Source organism: Polynucleobacter sp. CS-Odin-A6 (assembly GCF_018882095.1).
GTDB lineage: Bacteria > Pseudomonadota > Gammaproteobacteria > Burkholderiales > Burkholderiaceae > Polynucleobacter.
In genome coordinates this window covers 646,378-671,654 of sequence record NZ_JACVPD010000001.1, presented here as the reverse complement: position 1 = coordinate 671,654, position 25,277 = coordinate 646,378, and the positions used below count along the sequence as shown (strand labels likewise).

Below are 25,277 nucleotides of genomic sequence, written 5' to 3'. Positions count from 1 at the left end.
TAATTTTCTTTGAGATAAAAAATTACTTTATATATAAACCCATGTCCAGCATCAAAATACTGAAAAATTTTCTCGCCGTTTCCCGACATAAAAGCGTGGCGGCGGCCGCACGCGAGATAGGCCTTACTGCCGCTGCTGCAGGTCAGCAATTACAGCAGCTAGAGGCAGATATTGGCGTGGATCTTTTTGATAGAACCAAACGCTCCATGACCTTAAATCACCAAGGCAAATCTTTAATTGAGCCGATCCAAGAAATTATCGCCCGCTATGAAGCCTTAGGCTCTGACTTCAAATCTGAGCTGAGTGGAACTATTGTGTTGGGCGCACTCGTTTCAACCTTAATGGGAGCCTTTGGAAGTACGCTGAATAAAATTAAGCAAGCCTACCCTAGTCTTGAAGTGAAATTGATCGCCGGCCTATCAAGTGATTTTCTAGATCAAGTGCTTGATGGCAGTTTAGATGCTGCAATTGTCACTGAGTCACCTTATACATTGCCACAACATGTTCAATGGACCGAGCTTTACAAGGAACCGATGATCATGATTGTTCCAGCCACTATATTCAAAAAAAGAGATCGTTCTGAGATCTTAGATTCCGACTTACCTTTTATACGTTTTGAACGTAATACATGGACAGGACACCTAGTAGATCAAACCATAAGGACCAATAGGCTTTCTATTAAAGAAGGAATGGAGTTAAATTCTGTGGAAGCTATCATTGAATTAGTTCGGCAAGGGCTCGGCTATTCAATCATTCCAAAACTGGCAAATATTTCTTGGGCTAGTGATCGTCAACTGAAGATCAAAGATCTGCCAGGAAGAATTATCTACCGAAAAGTAGGTTTACTTGAGAGAAAAAAACATGGCCGTCAAAATATTACTCAGGCTATTAAACAGCACTTTTTAGCCAACTTATAAAGCCTCTCTATAGAGTTTTACGGCATCATGAAGCGTTATTTTCCGTGGACTATTCATTAGTAGTCGAGTTTGCAACATAGCATCAATTGCCAGCTGGTCAATATCTCCATTAACGATCCCCACATCTCTTAAACGCGTTGGTAGGCCCAACTCCCCTGCTAAGTCTCCAAGATAATCTACCAGTTCAGAGGCTTGCTCCATGGTTGAACCTCTAAGACCTGGTTTAATAATTTGTCCAAGCTCTGCATACATCACATGCGCTGCCTCTATATTAAAACGCATCACCGGGGCTAATATTAAAGAATTAGAAAGCCCATGGGGTATATGAAATCTTGCCCCTATTGGATAGGCTAAAGCATGGACTCCAGCAACTGGTGCATTGGTAAAGGCCATGCCAGCTAAACATGCACCAAGCAACATATTTTCACGAGCCGCGATATCGGAACCTGAATGGACAGCTTGATGAATATTGTTAGACAAGAGTCTGAGCGCCTCCTTTGCCAAACAATCAGCTATTGGATTTTTTAAATGCTTGGTTGTAAATGCTTCGATAGCATGAACCATGGCATCAATTCCTGTAGCTGCAGTAACAGGAGCAGGTAAACCCAGAGTTAATTCTGCATCTAGCAGTGCAACATCTGGTAATAAATGAGGGGAAAGCACGCCCTTCTTTTCGCTCTCGCTAAACGTAACCACTGAACTTTTAGTCACCTCAGAACCTGTGCCTGCTGTAGTAGGAACCAAAATTAAAGGTAGGCGTGGCCCCTTAACATTACCAATTCCGTAAATATCCACTAATTTCTCGTTACCCAGCGATAGCAAAGCTACTAGTTTCGCTACATCCATGGAGCTTCCACCCCCAAATCCAATCACACAATCCGCTTTACATGCCTGTGCCACCTGAGCAGCTTTCTCGATCACTGCAACAGAGGGGTCTGCCTGCACATCGGAAAAAATATCTACAGGAATATTCAAATCACTGAACTGCGGCAATACTTTGTCAAGTAACCCTGAAGAAAGAATGCCAGGGTCAGTAATAATCAGTACCTTATGAGCGCCATACTCTTGAGTGATTTTTGCAAGCTGAGAAGAGCCACCACGTTGAACTAAAATAGAACGGGTGGAATAGAAATCAAACTGCATAAGCAATCCTTTTGCGATGTTTGGACTTAATCAGAACGGCTTCAACAGCACCTTTGCCGCAGCAATCTTTCCAGCGTGCAGATCCATAAATGCCTGCGGTCCCTCATCGAGAGAACGTTTTTCCACCCAAGACAAATCACCGAATGCATTACGTGCCAATAAATTCACTGTAGCCTGCAGATCTACGGTTGAGTAAGTATAAGTTCCTAGCAATGTAATTTCAGCTAGAGTTAGTTTCCGCATATCGATTTCGCTAGACCAATCCTGTAAGCCAACATGCATAATGACACCGCCGGGCTTTATGGCCGCTAGAGCGGAATTTCTAGTAACCACAGCCCCAACACAGTCCATTACAAATTCATAAGAACTATCAGATACTTTTTCTTCAGTTGGATTCAATGTTTTACAACTAACGTGCTCTTCAATGGCTTTTCTGCGTAATGGATTTACCTCGGCAACCGTCAAATCATCAACGCCATAGTGCTTTAGGAGCAATGCGGATAACATGCCAATTGCTCCACCACCCAATATCAATACACGACACTCTTGTATCGGGCGAACCAGTACGCGCATAGATAAATTAATGGCATGCACTGCTGTTGCAGCTGGCTCAGTAAGAGCTGCCGCATCTAAACTGAGCTCCTCCGGAATAGCAATCAATGAGCTTGCTGGAATGCTCATATATTCAGCGAATGCACCCGGTCTTGTCATGCCTACCATTGTCCGATTAGCGCATAAATTATTTCTGCCCTGCAAGCAATACTCACAATGTCCACAGGTAATCAATGGGTTACCAGTCACCCTTTGACCCAAAGAAAATAATGGGGCACTAGACTCTGCAACGATTCCAGCAAATTCATGCCCAAGAACTATGCCTGGATTCCTTCTGGGATCATGCCCATGAAAAGCATGCATATCGCTGCCGCAAATCCCAACTGACTCAATCTTAAGAACCACTTCATTAGAGTCAAGTGAAGGGTAGGGACGATCTAAGATCTGCATTTCATTTGGCTGTGTATAAACCAATGCTTTCATTTTTTCGATCCTTATTGTGCGGTATATCCACCATCCAGCATGATGGTTTGTCCGGTGATATAGGCAGATGCATCACTGGCTAAGAAGATGGCTAGGCCATCAACATCTTTTATTTCCCCATTACGCCCAATCGCTGTTCTACCTGCGTGCATTTTGACCAATTCTGGATCATCAAAAACTGGTGCAGTAAGTGCGGTTGGAAAGAATCCAGGCCCTATGGCATTGCAAGTGATGCCATAACGAGACCATTCTTGTGCAATTGCTTTAGTGAGCTGAACCACCCCACCCTTTGCAGCACCATAAGGCGCACTATTTGCAAAAGCTCGAAAACTTTGTAGAGATGCGATATTGATAATCCTCCCCCAATTTCGAGCCTTCATTTGAGGAGCTAATGCCTGAGTCATAAAAAAAGGGGCGCCCAAGTGAACGTTCAATTGCTCCTGCCAACTTTGAGGCGATATTTCACCAAACGACTCTCTCAAGTTAATGCCGGCAGCATTCACTAGGATATCAACCTTACCCAATTTATCCAACACTTTAGTGGCGAGCTGATTTGCATCCTCTAAATTGCTTAGATTCGCCGAGAGTACGGTTGCTCTCACCCCTTGCTGATCTAAACGAATCAACGCATCATTTAAATGCTCTTCCCCACGAGAGGCGATGACAATATCAGAGCCAGCTAAACCTAAAGCTAAGGCAATCCTCTCACCTAAGCCGCTGCTGCCACCGGTAATGAGAGCAGTTCTTCCGCGCAAATCAAATAGTGTATTCATCATTTAATCTATACCAGTACTGGATTTCCCAAATCAAAATCCTCATTAGGAAAATATTTTGCAAGCCTATCATCAGCTGTTCGAGCATGCGCCTCCATACCCTCTAGGCGACTAATTCTGGCAGTAACTAATGCCATCTCTTTACTGCCTTCCCGAGTCATTTTTTGCCAAGTGAGAGTTTTCATAAATTTATGAACCGATAAACCACCTGAATATCTCGCAGCGCCTTTTGTAGGCAATACATGATTTGGCCCACTAGTTTTATCCCCAAATGCAACCGTAGTTTCTTCGCCTAAAAAGAGTGATCCATAGCACGTTAGATTACTAAGCCACCAATCCAAATCTGCTGCATGTACCTCTAAATGTTCGCTGGCATATTTATCCGATACTTGAGCCACCTCTTCGCGCGAGCTACATACAATTACTTCGCCGTAGTCGCGCCAAGCACAAGCCGCGGCGTCTTTTGCTATGGGGGGTAGTAAATCAATCATTTGAGGTACTAATTGCATCACTTCTTTAGCTAAATTTTCAGAGGTGGTGAATAGCCATGCAGGAGACTCATGGCCATGCTCAGCTTGGCCGACAAGATCGCTCGCAACTATTTTAGGGTCGGCAGACTCATCGGCAATGATTCCTATTTCAGATGGTCCAGCAAAGACATCAATACCAACCTTCCCAAATAGGGATCGCTTGGCTTCGGCAACAAATTTATTTCCAGGACCAACAACAACGTCGGCAGGTTTTCCTGTGAATAAGCCATAGGCCATGGAAGCAATTGCTTGCACACCCCCTAAGGTCATAATGACATCCGCACCTGCAGCTTTAAAAGCATAAAGAACATAGGGGTGCATTCCCCCCCCACGAAAAGGGCTAGAGCAAGCAATAATATTTTTTACCCCAGCAGCCTTCGCTGTTGCTACCGTCATGTAAGCAGAAGCAATATGGGCATACCTACCTGATGGGGCATAACATCCAACTACATTAACTGGCAATACCTTCTGACCCGCAGTTACGCCGGTATGAAGAGCGGTCGAGAAATCCTGAATACTATTTTTTTGAGCAATCGCAAAGTCATAAACCTGCTTGACAGCAAAATCAATATCCTTTTTAACGCCAATAGGAACCTCAGCGATTGCCGCATTAATAACCTGATCCGACATCACAATTTCACCAGACCATTTATCCAATTTAGCAGCATATTCCCTAACGACAGCCTCACCATTTTTCTCAATATTCGCCAGCATCTCATTAACCACCTGTTGTGCTGTAGAAGTCTCCGTTTCAGGCGTCTTTGATGCTTTTTTTAAATAATTAATCGTCATATCTCTTGCCTTCAGTTTTTGTAAGCGCTTACAGTGGCACCTCTAAAAAATGGGGTTTCCCCCAATTTTTAGTTTTTTAGAAATTACTTAGAGTTATTTGCAAATTCACGTAGCTTTTTATCTGCATTTACCATCTTCATAAATTCATCAGTGATGTAATCATTTGCAGGTGGTACGGCTTGTATAGCTCCAGTCGATTGCATAAACGCAGCAATTGAATTAAACCAACCATCAACCTGAGATGGTCCTTTAGAGCTATCCATAATCTTCAACTCGGTAGCCAAGTCATAATTTGGTCGAGTATCAAATTCTTTCTTCATTGAAGCTTCGGAGATGGAGACACCGCCCTGCTCATAGAACTTTTTCATCATTGCTATAGCTTGTGGCTTATTAGCATTCATCCACTTCCAAGCACGCAAATATACTGCCAAGAACTTGGCCACATTTTGTGGATTTTCCTTTGCATAATCCCCGCGCACAATTAGGGCTCCAGGAACAAATGCCCCGCCATCTTTACCACTACAAATCACTTTAGCACCAGCTTTTTCTTCTAGTGTGTAAATGTTTGGAGCCCATACGCCACCAAAGTCAGCATTGCCCGATGACATTGCAGAAATAATTTCCCCTTGACCCATATTCTTAATAACAACATCGGTCTTTGCTAGACCATACTTCTTAAGACAAGACTGAACTGCATAGTCACCAGTGGAGTTTCCGGTTAGTACGATAGTTTGACCTTTTAAGGACTGTGGATTTGCAGCAAATGCCTCTGCAGCTTTTGGAGTCGCAAGCAAGGCATTGCCTGCAGATTCGTCATTACTAAGTCCAATTGTTTTAATACCAAATCGTACATAACCCAGAACCGCTGGCACTGATCCAGTGCCGCCTACATCCCAAGATTTAGAGGCTGATGCAGCGATTTGAGGCACACCTGCGGGGAATGTACTAAATTCAGGCTTCAGCCCCAACTCACTCCACCAGTTTTTTTCTGTAGCAACAAAGAAAGGAAGTGCCCAATATAAAGCGGGCTGATAGCTCACTTTAATCTCTGTTAGTGCAGGTTTTGCTTGCGCATAAAGATTACCAATACTTGCTATAGCGAGTACTGCTACCCCCAAAGTACTGACTAATATTTTTTTAAAATGCATTTTTAACTCCTTTAAATATTATAAAAAGTAAATTAATGATCAACACCCAAGTTTTGTTCCCGCAACAACTTCCAAATCTGACTACGTAACTGCACAAATGAATTGAGATCCATCACATCCTCAATCCGAGAATGAGAATCCCAGCCTTCTTTCTCGCGTATCGGTTTAATTTCAATCGCGTCTCGAATTAACCCAGGCCGCCTAGACATCACCACAACACGGTCTGCTAGATAAACCGCCTCTTCAACAGCATGGGTAATAAAAAGAACTGTTTTTGGATTTTTTCGAGCCAATCTCACCAATTCCTCTTGCATCACTACTCTGGTTTGAGCATCCAACGCGCCAAAAGGTTCATCCATCAACAGTACTTCCGGCTCCAAAACATAAGCACGCGCAATTGCAACGCGTTGCTGCATACCGCCAGATAGTTGATGAGGGTAGGCCTTTTCATAACCCTCTAAGCCCATTAAAGAAATGAGTCTAGTGATCTTATCTAATTTTTCTTCGACATTCATGCTCATTGATTTCAGGCCGAATGCAATATTGTCATGAACTGTTTTCCAGGGAAATAAAGCAAATTGCTGAAATACGACTGCGCGGTCTGGACCGGGACCTTTGACTTCCTTGCCGCCAACTAAGACACGACCTTTGCTGGGCATTTCCAGGCCAGCAACCATGCGCATACAAGTTGTTTTGCCACAGCCAGATGGTCCCACAATTGCTACGAACTCCCCGTCCTTAATCGTCAAATCAATACCACCTACTGCCAAAAATTCTTTGCCGCCTTGCTTGAAGCTTCGCTCTACGGAGTCAAAAACGATATCTGCCATAACTCAAATTTCTTTATAGTGAACAGCAAACTTTTCAGCCTGCCTTAAAAGCACATCAATTAATAAACCAATGAGTCCGATTGCGATCATCCCGCTCATCACAATATCCGTCTGGATACTTGCCTGACCTTTAACCATCAGGTAACCGACACCACTAGATGCCACAATTAATTCGGCGCCCACTAAAGATTGCCAGCCTAAACCTGCAGAGATTCTGAGCCCAGCAATGATTGATGGAATAGCCGCGGGAAATAAGACCTCAGTCATCAAACGAAATTTACCCGCTCCTAGCACTCTTGCAGCCTCAAGATATTTTTTATCCACATGGATAGCACCACGATAGGTATTAATTAATACTGGCGGAAATGCGCCCATAAAAATCACGAGGATAGGTCCACCAATCCCTGTACCAAACCAAAGTGCCGCAAATGGAACCCAAGCAATCGGCGCTACAAAACGAATACTTTCAAAAAATGGGGTAATGATCTGATTTGCAAATCTCGATAGAGCCATCAATAAACCGAGAGGGATGCCAATCGCAACCGCCAAAATAAAGCCATAGAAAAAGCGCTGAAAGCTCGAGGCAATATGCGCTACTAAGGTATGTCCTGAAAAAGGCTCTTGCATTAAATGGATAAATTTAATAAGAACCTCATGAGGTGGCGGTAGAAATTGTCTGGGCACCAAACCTGCTAGAACGGAGAGATACCAACAGCCAATAAAGCTAGCAATACCCAACCCAGTCCACAATATATATTCGCCCTGGTTTAAGCGATTACGATCAAGCATCATGCTCTCCATGGCATTAAAAATCGTTCGGCTTTTGCCAAAATCTGCGTCATGAGCCAACCAGAAATTGCCACGCTAATCATGCCTACTAGGATCATTGCGGGATTAATATCTTGTGCTGCTTGATTCAAGATGGACCCCAAACCTAGTGTTGCTCCAACAAGTTCTGCTGCAACTAAGGTGGTCCATGAGGCCTGTAACGATAATCTTAGCCCCGTAAAGATGAGTGGCAAAGCAGCGGGAATAAGCACTTCCCGGTAATAAGCAAAGGGCCTGATCCCCAGCATGGCGGCTGCTTCGCGTTGAGGTGCCTCTATAGACCTAACTCCTGTGAAGCTATTGATGACAGCCGGAACAAATGCAGCCACATAGATCACCATGACCTTGGCTGAATTACCAAGCCCTAGCCATACAATTGCCAATGGTATCCATGCCAAAGGTGGTATCGGTCTTAAGGTTAGAAAAATGGGGTTTATGAAAGCTTCAATTTTTTTATTAGCCCCCATCAAGATTCCCACCAAAATACCCATTGAAGATGAAACTAAAAATCCAGTTGTTACCAGCGCCATACTTTGCAAGACATGCTGATATAACTTGCCATTTCCGTAGCCTTGCAATGCAATGATTTTGAATGAACTCCAAGTTTCAGTAGGGGTGGGAAATCTTGCGCTTGATATTGCACCGCTCCACTCAGTCAATGCAAACCAAGAAAAAAGCAGTATGGCAAAAAATAAAACGAAAGAGAAAAGTCTGCTAAAAATTTGTAATTCCCTATAGAATGATAGAAAATGTAAGCGCTTTCATAATATCTTTAATTTACCAGTAATATAAATTCTGTCCACGACATCGGATTAGTAATTACCCCAACTGATGATAAGAAAAACTACCGGCACGGTCACTATCGATCATGTTGCATCCGCAGCAAAAGTGTCGATTGCAACCGTATCTCGAGCTTTAAATCGGCCTGAGACAGTCAGCACTGCACTTAGGGAAAAGATTAATAATGTTATTAAAAAATTAGGTTATATCCCCAATGCCGGAGCGCGCTCACTTATGCTCAAGCGCTCAGGGACGATTGGAGCGATTGTTCCAACTCTAGATAATGCTATTTTTGCCCAGGGCCTTGCAGAATTTCAAAAACAGTTAAATCAAGCCGGGTATCAACTTCTAGTTGCCAGCACCAACTATGATCCCGTTATTGAATCAACCCAAATTAATAACCTACTCTCAAGGGGGGTAGAAGGAGTGGCACTTTTTGGCAGTAGTCAGGAAAAGGACGCCCTGAAACTACTAAAGACTAGGAGTATTCCCTATATCCACGTTGGCACACTCTCAACTCCTCTAAATGGCTTTGCATCAGGATTTGATAATAGAGAGGCAATTAAACTCGGTGTTGAACATCTTCTTGGCATAGGACATCAACATTTTGGGATCCTGACCGGCATCACAGCCAATAATGACCGCGCCAATGACAGAGTTCAAGGAGCCCTCGAATTATTAGCTCAGAAAAAAATTAACCTTAAACCTGAAGTCATTGTGGAGTGCAACTATGACCTTCAGGAGGCTAGACTAGGTTTGAAAAAGCTACTTTTGTCCAATCCTAAAATAACAGCCATTATTTGCGGGCAGGATGTATTAGCTCTGGGAGCAATGTTAGAAGCGCAAAGCCAAGGCATCAAAATTCCGAAAGAACTTTCAATCATCGGCTTTGACGATCTAGAAATATCAAGGCACTTAATACCAAGCTTAACAACAATTCATATTGATGCAATTGGCATGTGGGCTCAAGCTGCTAATCATTTAATTTCACAAATCAATGGGGTGGAGAGCTTGCCTAGAAAGATTAACACTGCTGTCAATTTAGTTATCCGTGGGTCAAGCTCTGCGGCTGGAAAATACATAAAGAAATCACAGAAAAAAGCCACCCCGTAGGGTGGCTGAAAATAAGACTATGGAGGCACTACCTAAAAAAATGAACAGCAAGTTCATCGTATTCCTTTAGAAATTCTTTCCAATTAAAGATTGCATTGTTGATGTGCAGCATGCTTTAAATTGGTGCATTACATTCACTAAGCCCGGCTTGACCTACTTGCAGGGATACTTTTCCTCAAAGAATCGGATAAGAGTTTTCGCTGCACGCTCCTGATTAAATTGGGGGCTCTTTTGATTCCAAACTAGAAACTCCTGGAGAATCACCTCCCTTGTGCCAGCCTCCGAGGAGAAACAAACACTTTGTTTTAGCTTTGGACTTCGGTTGGCCAAGTAGGCCTGATAAACACCTTCCCCAAAACCAAAACAAAAGTTTTGACCATCAATATCATTGAGGTTTTTACATAACTCAATTAATGCAGCAGTGGACGCATCATTCTTGGGTAAGTTAGTTTGCGGGAAGGCGTTTGTCTGCAGCAACAGTGTTGTGCTGATAGTAAATAGAGTTGTGCGAAATAATTTCATAGTCATTTTATCTATAGATTAGCGTCTAAATCCACCCATACGACCAGCACCAAAACCGCCACGCCCACTAAATCGATCATCATTTATTCGGTCATAACGCGTCTGCTCTCGCATTGCATTTTCTTGAGCTGCCTCACGATAGGCATTCGGATTGGAGCGGTCTTGCTGATAATCGTTGCGTGCTTCTTGGTTTAGGCGATCTGCTTGAGCACGCTCTTGCGGAGTGGCATTCTTCTGAAAGTCATTATCGGCTCTCTGCCCTGCCGTCTTGGCCGCCTGTCGATCTTGCGGGGTTGCATTATTTTTCCAATCACTCAGAAGACGCTGTTGATTCTGAATGCTACTTGGGCCAATTAATCCTCTATTAGATCTTTCGGGAGAATTAGTGTTGTTCACGTTAATCGTGCCATCAGACCAACTCGGCGTAGACCAAAATGCACCACCTACAGCCATCCCAAGACCAAACGACATCATCCCCCATGCTGGATTGTATGCAGGATAAGGTGGGTACTCCGGATATGGCCATGAACCGTAAACAACAGTAGGGTTATAGCTTGGAACATAGACCACTTGAGTATTGGCGGGGCTAATTAATATATTTGAACTGGCATCAGTACTCACAGTGATTTGCTGATTTGACTTGAGGGTACCGGCTTGAATCGCACGCTTGCGTAAAACCTGAACCGCTTTCATGGTGTCTGCTGGTTGTAATTTATACGCATTACCAAGATTTTGGGTCCACTGCAATTTACTACCCATCATATTGAATGCTTGCGGGAACGAAATGAGTGACTTCACGCTATCGTTCCATGACTGTGCATTTAAGGCATTCTGCAATGCAGTTCCACTGAGGCTGGCATTAACATTCCGCCAGTTATATGCCTCTGCTACCTCTAGAGGGTAAGTGGAAGCCAGCAACATGAGGGATAACAAGGAATCTGGATACAGTGCTATTGGAGAAACCAATGACTGTAATTGCTCCGATGAAATCAATTGCGGAGAATTGTTATAAGCGCCACTTTGTGTATAGGGTTGAGGATAGGCCGTATTTTGATAGGGGTCGCTATTGTTCGAGCAGGCACTTAATAGAGCTATAAAACCAATACAGTACCACGCTTTATATTGATTATTCATCTGCTCGTTGATCCTCTTGTATTTCTGGAATGTAATGCCGAGTTACAAATTAGTGATTTTCTTTGGCATGATTGATTGTGTATTTCGGGATCTCAATCACTAAGTCTTCACGGGAAACAATCGCCTGGCAAGATAGGCGTGACTGAGGATTTAGCCCCCAAGCGCGATCTAGCAAGTCCTCTTCATTCTCATCGGGAGTATTAAGACTTTGATATCCCTCTTTAACAATGACGTGACAGGTAGTGCAAGCACACACCATATCGCAAGCATGTTCGATAGGGATATTGTTTTCCAATAACGCTTCACAAATAGAAGTTCCAGGGCTGACTTCAACTACTGCGCCTTCAGGGCAGTATTCACTATGAGGAAGGATAACAATCTGAGTCATTTTGGTAATTTTCTTTTCTTAAATTTCAGCAACATTCTTACCAGCCAATGCCTTCTTGATACTCGCATTCATCCGCATTTGAGCAAAATCATCCGTCGCCTTGGCGGCATGATCTACTGCCTTTCTTAAAACAGCGCTATCCGTTTCTTGTTTGAGGATATTTTTTAAAGTGGCCATCTCTTGATCAACCAATACTTGCTGATCAGCAGTCAGTAGGTCACGATCACTATCTAATGCGGTTTGAACGGCATCCAATAAGCGCTGTGCATTCACCTGCTCTTCACGCAAGGAGCGAGCCACCATATCGATCTTGGCAGAGGCAAAACCATCTTTCAACATGCGAGCGATCTCAGAATCAGTCAAACCATAAGAGGGCTTAATATCTATCGAGGCTTGCACTCCAGAGCCCTGCTCCATCGCACTAACTGAAAGTAAGCCATCTGCATCCACCTGGAAAGTGACCCGAATGCGAGCCGCTCCAGCAGCCATTGGAGGTATACCGCGTAATTCAAACTTACCCAATGAGCGACAGTCCTGAGCTAATTCACGTTCACCCTGCACCACCTGAATGGCTAATGCTGTTTGACCATCCTTAAAGGTCGTGAAGTCTTGGGCACGCGCTACCGGAATAGGTGTATTGCGAGGAATAATTTTTTCAACTAAACCACCCATCATTTCAATACCAAGGGACAGTGGAATGACATCCAGTAACAGCCACTCATCATCCTTGCTTTGATTGCCGGCAAGTAAGTCCGCCTGCATGGCGGCACCCAATGCCACCACCTGATCTGGATTGAGATTATTTAAAGGCTGAGTGCCAAATAGTTCTCCCACTGCACGTTGTACAAGCGGCATACGGGTTGATCCGCCCACCATCACAACGCCTTTAATATCCTCTGCCTTGAGACCAGCATCGCGCAAAGCTTTCTTCACCGCTACCAGTGTTTTATTAATCAAATGCTGAGTAATCTCAAAGAATTGCGCTTGACTAACTCCGACATTGACCACCGTACCGTCAGCGAGGGTTTCGTGAACGGTTGCTAATGGATTATGGCTGAGCAACTCTTTTGCGTGCTTGCAGGCGCGCAGTAGCTTCTGATGATCTTGGACAGATAAAGGAGATAACTTGGCCTGCTCAAGCACCCAGCAATAGAGACGATGATCAAAGTCATCACCACCCAAGGCAGAATCACCACCGGTAGAGAGAACTTCAAATACGCCTCTACTCATCCGCAGGATAGAGATGTCAAAGGTGCCGCCACCTAAGTCATAAACAGCGTAGATACCTTCAGAGGCATTATCTAAGCCATAGGCAATCGCAGCAGCGGTAGGCTCATTGAGCAAACGCAATACTTCAATGCCGGCCAACTTAGCAGCATCTTTAGTCGCTTGACGTTGAGCATCATCAAAATACGCAGGCACCGTAATCACTGCACCAACAATATCGTCATTTACTGAATCTTCTGCAAGCTGACGTAAGCGGGCTAAGATTTCTGCGGAGACCTCGATAGGGCTCTTATCGCCTGCCACAGTTCTGAGCTTCAACATACCAGGCTCATCAACAAAATCATAAGGCGTGTTTTCAATATGCTCGACATCAACAATGCCGCGCCCCATGAAACGCTTTACGGAGACAATCGTATTCTTTGGGTCAGACACGATGCTTTCAAGGGCTTCAAAGCCAGCTTGAGTTCTACCATTCGGTAGATAACGCACGACGGAGGGCAATAATTCGCGCCCCTCAGAGTCTGCAAGTACCTTTGGCAGAGCATCTCGCACAATCGCTACTAAAGAATTGGTGGTGCCTAAATCGATACCGACAGCAATCCTGCGTTGATGAGGAGCAAGCGATTTGCCAGGTTCAGAAATTTGTAATAGGGCCATAGGGACTCGAGTGTAAAGCTATACCAAGGCTGAGATGGCATCATCTATCTCAAGCGCAAACTTATCTATAAAAAGCAGACCTCGAAGTAACTCTGCGGCACGGGTGTAGTTCTTGCCGCCATCTATAGCCTGAGTAATTTCTGTCAGGATATCGCGCTTAGATTGATCAACCTCTTCGGCCAATGCCTCAAGCGCACCCAAATCTTCTTCCCGCTCCTCAAGACTTTCACGCCATTCCATTTGCTTCATCAAAAAAGCAGCTGGCATGGCTGTGTTGGTTTCTAGACGGGCATCCACGCCATGAAGCTGGCAGAGATAGAGTCCGCGCTGAATGGGATTCTTCAGCGTTTGCAAAGCGGTATTGGCCAGTGTGGCCATCTGCATCGCTAGCCTTTGTTCCGTATCGCTACCGCGTGCATGACGGTCAGGATGAACTTCTTTTTGGATCGCTAGGTAAGCCTGATCCAATGCCGACAAATCAAGACTGAATTGCTGCTCTAAACCAAAAAAACGAAAGTAATCGTCAGACGCGGAAAGATTCGCCACAACCACATTCATCTTTTACATTCGGGTTCTGAAACTTAAAACCCTCATTCAAACCTTCACGTACAAAATCTAATTCAGTGCCATCGATATAAGCCAAGCTCTTTGGATCTACAAACAATTTAATGCCATTGGACTCAAACAGCTGATCTTCTGGCGCAGCTTCATCAACATACTCAAGTTCATATGCCAAGCCTGAACAACCTGTGGTGCGAACACCCAGGCGCAAGCCACAACCCTTGCCGCGCTTATCTAAATTGCGCTGCACGTGTTTTGCTGCTTTATCCGTTAAGGTAATTGCCATGATGAAAGTCTCTTTATCTTTACTTGGCTAGATGCTTTTCTTTGTAATCTGCTACCGCCGCCTTGATTGCATCTTCTGCCAAGATCGAGCAATGAATCTTGACTGGGGGTAAGGCTAATTCTTCAGCAATTAAAGAGTTCTTGATCTCTAAGGCTTGGTCCAAAGTTTTACCCTTTACCCACTCTGTTACCAAAGAGGAGGAGGCAATTGCAGAGCCGCAACCATAGGTCTTGAACTTCGCATCCTCAATCACGCCTTGATCGTTTACACGGATTTGCAATTTCATGACATCTCCGCAGGCAGGTGCACCCACCATACCAGTACCTACCTGATCGTCACCCTTTTCGAAAGAGCCGACGTTGCGGGGGTTTTCATAATGATCGATTACTTTGTCGCTATATGCCATGGTATTTCCTCGTGATTTCTTTAGTCTTGCTTTAAATTATTTCAATGCTGCTTAGTGAGCAGCCCACTGGATGGAACTGATATCAATTCCGTCCTTAAACATTTCCCATAATGGTGAAAGCTCGCGTAACTTGGCAATCTTCTCTTTCACTAACTTGATTGTGAAATCCACTTCTTCTTCAGTCGTAAATCGACCCAAGGTAAAGCGAATAGAGCTATGCGCTAATTCATCATTGCGGCCAAGTGCCCTTAATACATAAGATGGCTCTAAAGATGCGGATGTACATGCAGATCCAGAGGAGATCGCCAAATCTTTTAATGCCATCAACATCGACTCGCCTTCAACATAGTTAAAGCTGATGTTGAGATTATGGGGAACACGATCGTCCATATCGCCATTGACATAAACCTCTTCAATGTCCTTTAAACCAGTTAGCAATCGATCACGCAAAGCTCTAATGCGCGCGCTCTCTTCAGCCATTTCGATACGGGCAATGCGGAAAGCCTCACCCATGCCGACAATTTGATGCACTGCCAGAGTGCCAGAACGCATACCGCGCTCATGACCACCACCATGAATCTGTGCCTCAATGCGAATACGGGGCTTACGACGGACAAACAAAGCACCGATCCCTTTTGGCCCATAAGTCTTGTGAGCAGAAAAGCTCATTAAATCTACTTTAGTTTTTTCCAGGTCGATTTCTATCTTGCCAGTTGCTTGCGCTGCATCGACATGCAAAATTACGTTGCGTGAACGGCACAACTCGCCAATCCGGGGAATATCTTGTATGACACCAATTTCGTTATTGACATACATCACGGATGCCAAGATCGTTCCTGGCTTCATTGCTGATTCTAATTGAGCGAAATCAATTAAACCATCAGGCAACACATCTAAATAGGTTACTTCAAAACCTTCACGCTCGAGATCGCGGCAGGTATCTAAAGTGGCCTTGTGCTCGGTCTTCACAGTGATGATGTGATTACCGCGTTCTTTATAAAAATGGGCTGCGCCTTTGAGGGCTAAGTTAATACTTTCTGTTGCACCACTGGTAAACACGATTTCTCTTGGATCAGCGTGCACCAACTGCGCGACTTCCGAACGCGCCCACTCAACCGCTTCCTCTGCAGCCCAACCGTAGGCATGGCTACGGGATGCGGCATTACCAAACTGCTCACGCAAGTAAGGCAACATCTTGTCTACTACGCGCGGATCAATCGGCGTGGTAGATGAATAATCCATATACACTGGGAAGTGCTTAGGACTAAACATGGGGACTGCTTGCCGAGGAATGTCGTGTGGTGCGTTCATGTTTTACTTTTCGTTTAATTAACTGTGTTGCGAAGTTCTTGAGCTAGCCTAATTTGGCCAGATTAAAAACGGAGTTCACAAGAGGTCGCTTAGGGGCAACTTCTTTTGCTGCTGAGACTGCTGATGCCGGCTTTGCTGCCTTGACACTATCAGTCTTCATTTTTTTGGGACGCAAATCCTGTAACACGATGCTGCGCCCTTCCTGTTGGAAGACGAGGTCTTTTAGCGAAACGGAGCTGAGATACTCCACCATTTTGGAGTTCAGGTTCGACCACAGATCATGCGTCATACAACGACCATGATTTTCTTCATCACTATGACAATTGCCCTTGCCGCCACATTGGGTAGCGTCTAATGGCTCATCCACCGCCACGATGATGTCGGCGACGCTAATTTCTTCAGACTTGCGGGCGAGGGTGTATCCGCCGCCAGGGCCACGAGTACTCTCCACGATGTTGAAACGGCGTAATTTGCCGAACAACTGCTCTAAATAAGACAGGGAAATCTTCTGTCTCTGGCTGATTCCAGCCAAAGTTACAGGCCCGTGCGTTTCACGCAGGGCTAAATCAATCATTGCGGTTACTGCAAAACGACCTTTGGTTGTAAGTCTCATATGTCACCTTGGTAATGGATTGTTATGGACAGCTAACAGTCGGGCGAGTAATACCCGACCATTCCACTCAACTTTACCATATACCCTACTAAACTGCTCAAGCATTAACCCCAGACTTTAAATGGCATCCCGGGAGCGAGCGCCAAAGGCCATCTCCTTGACTTTGGTAAGGCGGTCGCGGGTTGAAGCGGCCTTTTCGAACTCCAGATTCTTGGCTTCTGAGTTCATTTGCTTCTCTAAACGCTTGATTTCGCCTGCTAGGTCCTTTTCGCTCATATCCTCGTAGCGAGCCCGCTCCTGCTCCACCTGCATCTCGGAGCGCTTCTCTTTGACGTCGTAAACCCCATCAATAATGTCTTTAATGCGTTTTTGCACTCCACGAGGCTCAATCCCGTTGGCCTTATTAAAGGCAATTTGCTTATTGCGACGACGCTCAGTCTCTCCCATCGCCCGCTTCATGGAGTCAGTGATCCGATCGGCATACAAAATTGCTTTGCCTTTGATGTTTCGAGCAGCTCTACCAATCGTCTGAATCAAGCTGCGCTCAGAGCGCAAGAAGCCTTCTTTATCTGCGTCCAAGATCGCCACTAGTGAGACCTCGGGAATATCCAAGCCCTCACGCAATAAATTAATACCCACTAGGACATCAAAGACCCCCAAGCGCAGATCCCGCAGAATTTCTACGCGCTCTACGGTATCAATATCGGAGTGAACATAGCGCACCTTCACGCCGTTATCCGATAGGTAATCGGTCAGTTGCTCTGCCATCCGTTTTGTCAGCACCGTCACCAATACCCGCTCATGCACTTTGACCCGCTCATGAATCTGTCCGAGCAAATCATCGACTTGCGTGCTTGCTGGTAATACTTCAATTTCTGGGTCAACCAAGCCAGTTGGTCTAGCGACCTGCTCAACAACTTGTCCAGTATGTGTATTTTCATAATCCGCTGGTGTTGCTGAAACAAATACAGTTTGACGCATCTTCGTTTCAAACTCGGTGAACTTGAGTGGTCGGTTATCCATAGCTGAAGGCAGGCGGAAACCAAACTCTACTAGAGTATGCTTACGCGATTTATCCCCGTTGTACATTGCGTTCAGCTGGCCAATGAGGACATGACTCTCATCTAAGAACATCAATGCATCATTCGGTAAATAGTCCACCAAGGTCGGCGGAGCCTCACCCGGCATGGCGCCTGAGAGATGGCGGGAATAGTTCTCGATACCTTTGCAGAACCCAAGCTCGTTCAGCATCTCTAAATCAAAACGGGTGCGCTGCTCCAAGCGCTGCGCTTCTACCAGTTTGCCGTCCTTAACAAATTCATCGAGACGGGTGCGTAACTCGACCTTAATCGTTTCGATGGCTTTGAGAACGGTGTCACGCGGCGTTACATAGTGAGAGCTAGGATATACGGTAAAGCGAGGAATCTTTTGACGGATTTTTCCCGTTAACGGATCAAAAAATTGTAGGCTTTCAATCGCATCATCAAATAATTCGACACGGACTGCCAATTCATTATGCTCGGCTGGAAAAATATCAATCGTATCGCCGCGCACTCTAAAAACACCGCGCTTAAAATCCGTTTCATTGCGGTCGTACTGCATTGCAATGAGGCGCATCAGAATATCGCGCTGACTCATCTTGTCACCGGGACGCAAAGTCATCACCATACTGTGATAGTCGCCTGGGTTACCGATACCGTAAATTGCCGAAACTGTGGCCACAATAATGACATCGCGTCGCTCTAACAAACTCTTAGTAGCGGACAGTCGCATTTGCTCAATATGCTCATTGATTGAGGAATCTTTTTCAATAAACAAATCACGGGTCGGGACATATGCTTCAGGCTGGTAGTAGTCGTAATAACTCACGAAGTACTCCACTGCATTCTTCGGGAAAAACTCTCTAAATTCACTATAGAGCTGAGCGGCCAAGGTCTTGTTCGGAGCAAAAATGATGGCGGGTCGGCCCATTCTGGCAATCACATTGGCCATCGTGAAGGTTTTACCTGAGCCAGTCACCCCCAAGAGCGTCTGAAAGGTCAAGCCATCCTCAATTCCAGCCACTAAGGCCTCAATTGCAGCCGGCTGATCACCAGCGGGCGGGAATGGCTGATAAAGGTGAAAGGGGGAATCGGGAAAGGAAACGAACTTGGCTGGATCTAAATCATGACCTACCTCACCCAAGGGATCAGTTACAGGGCTTTTCTGGGTTTCGGCAACCGGGGTATTTGAGGAACTTTTAGTCAACTTAGGGGGCATCTCAGCTATCATTTCAACTGTGCGTTGTTAGTACGCAGCGAATTTTGTACAAACAATGATTTTGCCGCTTTTATTTAGAATTAGTTGAATCCACCCTCGAAAACAGCCATTCAAAGTAAATTTAGCTTAATTACCCCCCCACTCAACCTTAAAAACTCCCTTTGACCCACCAATGAACCTTTTCGCCTCAGTCCAACTAGCCCCTAAAGATCCTATTTTTGGCCTTACAGAAGCCTATGTCGCCGATCAACGTGCAGATAAAGTCAATTTGGGCGTAGGTGTCTATTACACCGACGAAGGCAAGGTGCCCCTTTTGAAGGCGGTCATGAAGGCTGAGGAAGCGATTGTGGCGAAACACTCCCCACGGAGCTATATTCCAATCGAAGGCCCAAACCCTTACAACAGCGCGGTGCAGAACCTCTTATTTGGTGTTGACTCCGCCTTGATTCAAGAGGGTCGCGTGGTCACTGCTGAATGCCTGGGAGGAACTGGCGCATTGCGTGTTGGTGCAGACTTTATTAAGCGCCTGAATTTGAATGCCCCTTGCGCAATCAGCAATCCTACCTGGGAAAATCACCGCGGCATTTTCGAATCTGCTGGATTTGAAGTGGTGGACTACACCTACTTTGATGGCAAAACCCGTGGGGTTGATTTTGATGGCATGGTGAAGTCCTTGGAGTCCTTCCCAAAGAACACTACTGTATTGCTGCACGCCTGCTGCCACAACCCAACTGGTGCCGATATTTCTGAAGCGCAATGGCGTCAAGTCATCGAAATCTGTAAAGCAAAAGAATTGATCCCATTTTTAGATATGGCTTACCAGGGCTTTGCGGCCGGTATTGAGCAAGATGGTATCGCTGTGCGTTTGTTTGCCGCATCCGGCATGTCTTTCTTTGTATCTAGCTCATTCTCTAAATCGTTCTCGCTCTATGGTGAGCGTGTTGGTGCCTTATCTATTGTGACTCAAAGTAAAGATGAATCGACTCGCGTGCTATCACAATTGAAGCGCGTCATTCGGACGAATTATTCCAATCCTCCAACGCATGGTGCTGCGATCGTTGCTTCCGTTCTGAACTCACCAGAGTTAAGAAAACTCTGGGAAGATGAATTGGCTGAGATGCGTGATCGCATTAAAGCAATGCGCCATGGCCTGGTAGAAAAACTCGCTGCTGCTGGAGTCAAGCAAGACTTCGCTTTTATTGAAGCGCAGCGCGGCATGTTCTCTTACTCAGGCTTAACGGTCGAGCAAGTAGAGCGTTTACAAAAGGAAGATGGCATTTATGCCCTCTCTACTGGCCGTGTTTGTGTGGCTGCTCTCAATACTAAAAATATTGATAAGGTAGCCAAAGCAATCGCCCGCGTATTGGCGTAACAACCCGTCATTGACGGTTATATTGAAATATCAGGAGCTAAGATGCTATATCAGTTACACGAATTTCAAACAGCACTACTTCAACCTGTTAGCTCATGGGCTCAAGCAGCCTCAAAAGCATTTATCGATGCATCCAATCCAGCCTCCCAGATGCCGGGTTCGGATCGCTTAGCTGCCAGCTATCAACTCCTTTATCGCTTAGGCAAAAACTATACCAAGCCCGAGTTTGGTATTCGTACTGTGCAAGCTCATGGACAAGAGGTCGCAGTCCAAGAAAGAACCATTACTGCTAAGCCGTTTTGCAATTTAATTCGCTTCAAACGCTTTTCCGATGATATTGATGTCATCAAGAAATTAAAAGAGGATCCAGTGGTATTGATAGTGGCGCCGCTGTCGGGTCACCACTCCACCTTACTGCGTGACACTGTGCGCACCCTGCTGCAAGATCACAAGGTCTACATTACCGATTGGATTGATGCTCGTATTGTTCCTGCTGATGTAGATGCTTTTGGTTTAGATGATTATGTTCACTACGTACAAGATTTCATCCGCACGATTGGTGCTGAAAATTTGCATGTAATCTCTGTTTGCCAGCCAACAGTACCGACATTGGGGGCGATCTCCTTAATGGCCTCTGCCGGTGAAAAAACACCGGCCTCCATGATCATGATGGGTGGCCCTATTGATGCCCGCAAATCACCTACTGCAGTAAATGACTTGGCTGATCAAAAGTCGTATAACTGGTTTGCAAGTCACGTGATTTATAAAGTGCCCCCAAACTACCCTGGCGCCGGGCGAGATGTTTATCCAGGCTTCTTGCAGCACAGCGGCTTTCTAGCAATGAACCCGCAGAATCATGTGCAATCCCATTGGGATTACTTCCAAAACCTAGTTCGTGGCGATGAGCAAGATGCGGAATCCCATATTCGTTTCTACGATGAGTACAACGCAGTGATTGATATGGATGCGAAGTTCTACTTAGATACCATTAAGACGGTGTTCCAAGACCATGCTTTACCGAATGGAACATGGTCAGTCTCAGGCGACTTAGTGAAGCCCCAAGATATCAAGAAAACTGCACTCCTCACAGTCGAGGGTGAATTGGATGACATTTCTGGTAGCGGACAAACTCGCGCAGCGCATGCCTTGTGCGCAGGAATTCCGAAATCTGACAAAGCGCACTATGAAGTTGCTGGCGCAGGTCACTATGGCATCTTCTCTGGTCGTCGTTGGCGCGAGAAGGTGTATCCGAAAATTAAATCTTTTATTCGTGAACACCAAGGCGTGCAGAAGAAAAGCCGCGCTAGACCTCCAAAATTAGAAGGTTCAAAGTCTGCATAAAACAGTAGCGCGACTTCAGGGTCGCGTTTCTCGTTTCTTGTGTTTCTTGTTTTAGGGTGTTCTCATTGCAATGAATACAAAGCAGATGCAAGAACTGGCTAATCGCCTCGAGGACACTCTTCCTCAAACACAATGTACAAAGTGTAGCTACCCAGATTGCCGTGCCTATGCAGAAGCCCTGGCTTGTGGAGAAGCATTACCGAATCGCTGCCCTCCTGGGGGTGTAGAGGGTATCAAAAGACTCAGCACTATTCTTGAGCCTATATACCCACAAGATGCATTTGCACTTCATCCCAGCATTAATCCTGAGTGCGGCTTAGAGCGCCCTCGGCCCGTTGCCTTGATTGACCCCAAGACTTGTATCGGCTGCACACTCTGTATTCAGGCCTGTCCAGTAGATGCCATTGTGGGAGCATCTAAACAAATGCATGTGATCCTGAGTGATTGGTGCACCGGTTGTGATCTCTGTATTCCTCCTTGTCCGGTTGATTGCATCACCATGATTGATGTTACTGGCACGCAGACTGGTTGGGATGCTTGGTCACCAGCATTGGCGGAGATTGCCCGTACACGTTATGAGGCACGTGATGTACGCTTGGATCGCGAGCAACGGGATAACGATGAGCGCCTAGCCAAGAAAGCAGCAGCTAAGCTAGTGGTAGTCAATGCCGAGAATCCAGAGTCAGAAGAAGCTAAAAAAGAACAGGAAAGAAAGCGTGCCATCATTGCCGCTGCCATTGCGAGGGCGCAGCAAAAGCAATGATGAATCTTGAAAAACGTCAGTCCTTCTTTGAGTTGCTTAGAGAAAACAATCCCCATCCAGAAACTGAGTTGGAATATAGCTCGCCCTTTGAGTTGCTCATTGCGGTATTACTTTCAGCCCAAGCCACAGATATCTCCGTTAACAAAGGAACGAAAAAACTCTTTCAGATTGCAAATACACCACAAGCACTCCTCGACTTGGGTGAAGCAGGCGTGAAACCCTTTATTCAGCACATTGGCTTATTTAATTCCAAAGGGAAACATATCCAGGAAACTTGCCGCATGCTGATGGATTTGCACGGGGGTGAAGTACCGCAAAATCGAGAGGACCTAGAAGCACTCCCCGGTGTGGGCAGAAAAACGGCTAATGTCATTCTCAATACTGCCTTTGGGCAAGCCACGATGGCAGTCGATACCCACATCTTTAGAGTCTCCAATCGTACTGGCTTGGCACCCGGTAAAGATGTCGTGAAGGTAGAAGAGCAACTCATGAAGCGGGTACCAAAGGAGTTTTTACAGGATGCCCATCACTGGCTCATTCTGCATGGCCGGTATACCTGTAAAGCGCGTAATCCAGAATGTCAACAATGTATTGTTGAGCCGCTCTGTGGCTTTAAACAAAAAACGGGCAAAGGAAAAGTACGTGGCCATATTTAATCCTACACGCGAAGAAGTGCGTCGCTTTTTCTGTGACACCTGGAAAAAGAAAACGGAAGATCATATTCTGACGCCGATGGAAATACTCGCGAGCGACTGGATGGTGCTTCACCCTGAATACCACACCCTCCTCGCAGATCCAGAAGGTGCAGTTAGTCAAGACTACACGCCAGAGCGTGGAGAAACCAATCCCTTTTTGCATCTCTCGATGCATTTATCGATCAGCGAGCAAATCTCGATTGATCAACCGCCAGGCATTAAAGCGATTTCAGAAAAACTGACTCAAAAACTAGGTTCCGCACATGAAGCGCAGCATGTCATGATGGAGTGTTTGGGCCAAGTGATGTGGGAAGCGCAGCGCGAAGGTCAAGCACTGAGTCCGGAGAAGTATTTAGAAGTATTAAAAAAATTAGACTAAGTCAAGTTACACTTTTTGCCAAAGTTGCTTCATCATCCGTAGTATTTCCGCATACGGATCATCCATCCTATTAACCTGCTCAGCAAATTGAGGAAAGGCCTCAGAAAACTCTTTGGCGTCAAACAACTTCATCGACCATTTCGGGAAACGTCTTTCTTGAATTTCGGTAATCCCGAGTAATTCAACATTGTGGTGTCTTGTGTCATTTTGAATTCTGCTCCACGTTTCCTCCACTGCACTTCTGTCACCTTCCAGGATTTGACCAAAATATCCGTGATCAAAAAAGAGAATGCCCGTAATTCCGAGCCGATCATTGGAGGCTACTGAGGCATTCACTATATCTGTCAAACTCCAGACATTAATACCCCCCTCTGCCTCACTAAGGTATTTTAATTCCACCAAATCTGATTTATTCATTACAGAGAACCGATATAGATTAATGAAGTGCCACTGGCAATCACCAGTCGACATTGAATTGACTCGATATTGACATGGTCATAGACCGTCCATATGTTCGATATCGCACATAAGGTACTTATTAGTGGTAAATGCGCCAAGTCTTACGCAGATTGGGAGCAACACCCAGTCATTGACGCTTCACCAGCATTCTTTTACTTAAGATCACCGTAGAAATAACCAGAAATGCAAACACCATATTTATCGCAGTGAGCGGATCATCTAGGAAAAAGCTCGCAGCCAGTAGCGTACAGAATGGCTGGATAAGCTGAACTTGACTAACTCTCGCAATGCCGCCAATAGCGAGGCCTTCATACCAAAAAAAGAAGCCTAAATACATGGGGAATAAGCTCAGATAGATGAAACTCGTCACAGCAATCGGATCGGCGCTCCAATACGCTGGAGAAAAGGTGAAATACGTCGCCATGATATTGATGGGTAATGAAATAACCAGCGCCCATGAAATCACCGCGCGTGGGTTCATCCTCCTAGATAGCTCACCACCTTCCACATATCCAATACATGCACAAATTCCACCCAATACCAATAGACCATCTATATAGGTCAAGCTACCAGAACTTTTGAGAAGCGCATACGTCATCACCAATCCCGCTCCCAAAATAGAGACGAGCCAAAAACCAATCGAGGGACGCTCCTTAAAACGAATGACTCCGATCACCGTAGTAGCAAGAGGCATCATTCCCAAGATGACAGCGCCATGAGAGGATGAGCCTTCTTTCATTGCCACCGTCGTAAAAATTGGGAAACCAAACACGACACCCAATGCAATCACAGCAATCTTGGCTAAATCCGTTTTGCTGGGAAGTGGAGCTTGCGTGTATAAAAGATAGGCTAAAGCAAAAAGACCAGCCAAACATGCTCTGCCAAATGCAATGAAATAAGGGTTGAAAGTTAAAACCGCTATCTTGCTCACAGGCAAAGTTAAGCTAAAAACCAGAATGCCAATAAAACCAATGAGCATTCCTTTGGTCTCTTTATTCACACTGAGGCCCTAGAG

The 25,277-nt window shown here is 45.4% G+C and carries 27 protein-coding genes; 7 read left to right on the top strand and 20 right to left on the bottom strand.

Annotation, left to right across the window (positions count from 1 at the left end; all coding sequences use genetic code 11):
- Positions 1 to 41: 41 nt before the first annotated feature.
- Entirely contained in the window at positions 42 to 917 is an 876-nt protein-coding gene (locus ICN15_RS03430; protein WP_216201241.1) for a LysR family transcriptional regulator, read from the top strand.
- Here the strand turns inward: ICN15_RS03430 and ICN15_RS03425 are convergent.
- From ICN15_RS03425 to ICN15_RS03390, 8 genes are all read right to left on the bottom strand, one after another.
- Positions 912 to 2,060, bottom strand: a complete 1,149-nt coding sequence (locus ICN15_RS03425) for an iron-containing alcohol dehydrogenase (protein ID WP_216201240.1) — start codon at positions 2,058 to 2,060, stop codon at positions 912 to 914. The genes ICN15_RS03430 and ICN15_RS03425 overlap by 6 nt on opposite strands.
- Before the next feature lie 30 nt (positions 2,061 to 2,090).
- Positions 2,091 to 3,095 (bottom strand): galactitol-1-phosphate 5-dehydrogenase, encoded by a 1,005-nt coding sequence (locus ICN15_RS03420; RefSeq protein ID WP_216201239.1) that lies wholly within the window; start codon positions 3,093 to 3,095, stop codon positions 2,091 to 2,093.
- An 11-nt stretch (positions 3,096 to 3,106) separates the two neighbouring features.
- Positions 3,107 to 3,868, bottom strand: a complete 762-nt coding sequence (locus ICN15_RS03415) for an SDR family NAD(P)-dependent oxidoreductase (protein WP_216201238.1) — start codon at positions 3,866 to 3,868, stop codon at positions 3,107 to 3,109.
- 8 nt (positions 3,869 to 3,876) lie between these two features.
- Complete coding sequence (gene hisD / locus ICN15_RS03410; RefSeq protein WP_216201236.1) at positions 3,877 to 5,190, bottom strand: histidinol dehydrogenase; 1,314 nt, start codon at positions 5,188 to 5,190, stop codon at positions 3,877 to 3,879.
- 83 nt (positions 5,191 to 5,273) lie between these two features.
- Positions 5,274 to 6,338 carry an ABC transporter substrate-binding protein gene (locus ICN15_RS03405; protein ID WP_216201235.1) on the bottom strand — a complete coding sequence of 355 codons (1,065 nt, stop codon included), beginning with the start codon at positions 6,336 to 6,338 and terminating at the stop codon, positions 5,274 to 5,276.
- Positions 6,339 to 6,370: 32 nt separating this feature from the next.
- Complete coding sequence (locus ICN15_RS03400; RefSeq protein ID WP_216201232.1) at positions 6,371 to 7,168, bottom strand: ABC transporter ATP-binding protein; 798 nt, start codon at positions 7,166 to 7,168, stop codon at positions 6,371 to 6,373.
- Between the two features lie 3 nt (positions 7,169 to 7,171).
- Complete coding sequence (locus ICN15_RS03395) at positions 7,172 to 7,960, bottom strand: ABC transporter permease (protein WP_255532846.1); 789 nt, start codon at positions 7,958 to 7,960, stop codon at positions 7,172 to 7,174.
- Positions 7,957 to 8,655, bottom strand: coding sequence for an ABC transporter permease (locus ICN15_RS03390; protein WP_255532845.1), 699 nt, complete (start codon positions 8,653 to 8,655; stop codon positions 7,957 to 7,959). The genes ICN15_RS03395 and ICN15_RS03390 overlap by 4 nt, the downstream gene beginning before the upstream one ends.
- A gap of 172 nt (positions 8,656 to 8,827) precedes the next feature.
- Here ICN15_RS03390 and ICN15_RS03385 point away from each other — a divergent pair, with 172 nt between their 5' ends.
- Positions 8,828 to 9,889 carry a LacI family DNA-binding transcriptional regulator gene (locus tag ICN15_RS03385; protein ID WP_216201231.1) on the top strand — a complete coding sequence of 354 codons (1,062 nt, stop codon included), beginning with the start codon at positions 8,828 to 8,830 and terminating at the stop codon, positions 9,887 to 9,889.
- 153 nt (positions 9,890 to 10,042) lie between these two features.
- On the opposite strand, the gene ICN15_RS03380 is transcribed toward ICN15_RS03385, so the two are convergent.
- The 10 genes from ICN15_RS03380 to uvrB form a co-directional block, all read right to left on the bottom strand.
- Positions 10,043 to 10,411 carry a Rap1a/Tai family immunity protein gene (locus ICN15_RS03380; RefSeq protein WP_216201229.1) on the bottom strand — a complete coding sequence of 123 codons (369 nt, stop codon included), beginning with the start codon at positions 10,409 to 10,411 and terminating at the stop codon, positions 10,043 to 10,045.
- Positions 10,412 to 10,429: 18 nt separating this feature from the next.
- Positions 10,430 to 11,545 carry a DUF3300 domain-containing protein gene (locus ICN15_RS03375; RefSeq protein WP_216201227.1) on the bottom strand — a complete coding sequence of 372 codons (1,116 nt, stop codon included), beginning with the start codon at positions 11,543 to 11,545 and terminating at the stop codon, positions 10,430 to 10,432.
- Positions 11,546 to 11,594: 49 nt separating this feature from the next.
- Positions 11,595 to 11,933, bottom strand: coding sequence for an ISC system 2Fe-2S type ferredoxin (gene fdx, locus ICN15_RS03370; protein ID WP_216201221.1), 339 nt, complete (start codon positions 11,931 to 11,933; stop codon positions 11,595 to 11,597).
- 18 nt (positions 11,934 to 11,951) lie between these two features.
- On the bottom strand, positions 11,952 to 13,817 hold the full coding sequence (gene hscA, locus ICN15_RS03365) for a Fe-S protein assembly chaperone HscA (protein ID WP_216201219.1): 1,866 nt from the start codon (positions 13,815 to 13,817) through the stop codon (positions 11,952 to 11,954).
- A gap of 18 nt (positions 13,818 to 13,835) precedes the next feature.
- Positions 13,836 to 14,363: a Fe-S protein assembly co-chaperone HscB gene (hscB, locus tag ICN15_RS03360; RefSeq protein ID WP_370625389.1), complete on the bottom strand. Its 528-nt coding sequence runs from the start codon at positions 14,361 to 14,363 to the stop codon at positions 13,836 to 13,838.
- Entirely contained in the window at positions 14,341 to 14,664 is a 324-nt protein-coding gene (gene iscA, locus ICN15_RS03355) for an iron-sulfur cluster assembly protein IscA (RefSeq protein WP_216201216.1), read from the bottom strand. The genes hscB and iscA overlap by 23 nt, the downstream gene beginning before the upstream one ends.
- A 19-nt stretch (positions 14,665 to 14,683) precedes the next feature.
- Complete coding sequence (iscU, locus tag ICN15_RS03350) at positions 14,684 to 15,070, bottom strand: Fe-S cluster assembly scaffold IscU (protein ID WP_216201214.1); 387 nt, start codon at positions 15,068 to 15,070, stop codon at positions 14,684 to 14,686.
- Positions 15,071 to 15,121: 51 nt separating this feature from the next.
- On the bottom strand, positions 15,122 to 16,381 hold the full coding sequence (locus ICN15_RS03345; protein WP_370625388.1) for an IscS subfamily cysteine desulfurase: 1,260 nt from the start codon (positions 16,379 to 16,381) through the stop codon (positions 15,122 to 15,124).
- A 43-nt stretch (positions 16,382 to 16,424) separates the two neighbouring features.
- Complete coding sequence (locus tag ICN15_RS03340) at positions 16,425 to 16,994, bottom strand: Fe-S cluster assembly transcription factor (RefSeq protein WP_216201213.1); 570 nt, start codon at positions 16,992 to 16,994, stop codon at positions 16,425 to 16,427.
- Between the two features lie 117 nt (positions 16,995 to 17,111).
- Positions 17,112 to 19,265, bottom strand: coding sequence for an excinuclease ABC subunit UvrB (gene uvrB / locus ICN15_RS03335; protein WP_370625387.1), 2,154 nt, complete (start codon positions 19,263 to 19,265; stop codon positions 17,112 to 17,114).
- 160 nt (positions 19,266 to 19,425) lie between these two features.
- Here uvrB and ICN15_RS03330 point away from each other — a divergent pair, with 160 nt between their 5' ends.
- From ICN15_RS03330 to ICN15_RS03310, 5 genes are all read left to right on the top strand, one after another.
- Positions 19,426 to 20,625 carry an amino acid aminotransferase gene (locus tag ICN15_RS03330; RefSeq protein WP_216201212.1) on the top strand — a complete coding sequence of 400 codons (1,200 nt, stop codon included), beginning with the start codon at positions 19,426 to 19,428 and terminating at the stop codon, positions 20,623 to 20,625.
- 42 nt (positions 20,626 to 20,667) lie between these two features.
- Positions 20,668 to 21,966, top strand: a complete 1,299-nt coding sequence (locus ICN15_RS03325; RefSeq protein WP_216201211.1) for a polyhydroxyalkanoate depolymerase — start codon at positions 20,668 to 20,670, stop codon at positions 21,964 to 21,966.
- Between the two features lie 85 nt (positions 21,967 to 22,051).
- Positions 22,052 to 22,729, top strand: a complete 678-nt coding sequence (rsxB, locus tag ICN15_RS03320) for an electron transport complex subunit RsxB (RefSeq protein WP_370625415.1) — start codon at positions 22,052 to 22,054, stop codon at positions 22,727 to 22,729.
- Positions 22,729 to 23,385, top strand: a complete 657-nt coding sequence (gene nth, locus ICN15_RS03315) for an endonuclease III (protein WP_216201522.1) — start codon at positions 22,729 to 22,731, stop codon at positions 23,383 to 23,385. The genes rsxB and nth overlap by 1 nt, the downstream gene beginning before the upstream one ends.
- Positions 23,378 to 23,803, top strand: coding sequence for a DUF1841 family protein (locus ICN15_RS03310; RefSeq protein WP_216201523.1), 426 nt, complete (start codon positions 23,378 to 23,380; stop codon positions 23,801 to 23,803). The genes nth and ICN15_RS03310 overlap by 8 nt, the downstream gene beginning before the upstream one ends.
- A gap of 6 nt (positions 23,804 to 23,809) precedes the next feature.
- On the opposite strand, the gene ICN15_RS03305 is transcribed toward ICN15_RS03310, so the two are convergent.
- Together ICN15_RS03305 and ICN15_RS03300 are read right to left on the bottom strand one after the other, a co-directional pair.
- Complete coding sequence (locus ICN15_RS03305; RefSeq protein WP_216201209.1) at positions 23,810 to 24,220, bottom strand: BLUF domain-containing protein; 411 nt, start codon at positions 24,218 to 24,220, stop codon at positions 23,810 to 23,812.
- Positions 24,221 to 24,389: 169 nt separating this feature from the next.
- Positions 24,390 to 25,262, bottom strand: coding sequence for a DMT family transporter (locus ICN15_RS03300; RefSeq protein ID WP_216201207.1), 873 nt, complete (start codon positions 25,260 to 25,262; stop codon positions 24,390 to 24,392).
- Positions 25,263 to 25,277: the final 15 nt, after the last annotated feature.